This is a genomic window from Nocardiopsis rhodophaea (genome assembly GCF_039530945.1).
GTDB lineage: Bacteria > Actinomycetota > Actinomycetes > Streptosporangiales > Streptosporangiaceae > Nocardiopsis_C > Nocardiopsis_C rhodophaea.
The window spans coordinates 1-650 of record NZ_BAAAPC010000068.1; the positions used below are offsets into that span (position 1 = coordinate 1).

Below are 650 nucleotides of genomic sequence, written 5' to 3' on the forward strand. Positions count from 1 at the left end.
TCCTTCATCGGCGCCTGGTGCCAAGGCATCCACCGTATGCCACACTAACTTGGCCACCACAGATACAAGATGCTCGCGCACACTATCCACGAATCAAAACACCAGCCACACACCCAACCACAACACCCGGAAAGAACCACCCGAACCCCTCCAGAAAACAGACGGATCCAGGATCAACAGCCCACCAGGGTCTTCGTCAGGGTGGCACCCAGGAACACAACCAGCGGTTGCATCCTCAGACACCCAACAGCGCGCCCGCACCCCCTCTTCCAAGACAGGATGCGGAAGTTCGTTCTTCAGCCCAGCCAATCCCGACACCCGGCCAACACCCCCGAAGAAGCATCAACCACCATGCCGGGCCCACTTTCGAGTCCGCCGACCGCCACCGACCACAACAGCCAATGCAACAGCCAGCCAAAAAGACTCCTTAGAAAGGAGGTGATCCAGCCGCACCTTCCGGTACGGCTACCTTGTTACGACTTCGTCCCAATCGCCAGCCCCACCTTCACCCACTCCCTCCCCAAAGGGTTAGGCCACAGGTTTCGGGTGTTGCCGACTTTCATGACGTGACGGGCGGTGTGTACAAGGCCCGGGAACGTATTCACCGCGGCACTGCTGATCCGCGATTACTAGCGACTCCACCTTCATGG

The 650-nt window shown here is 59.1% G+C and carries 1 rRNA gene; it reads right to left on the bottom strand.

The features are described from left to right. Positions 1–431: 431 nt before the first annotated feature. Positions 432–650: ribosomal RNA gene (locus tag ABD259_RS25685) — 16S ribosomal RNA — on the bottom strand; the annotation flags it as partial.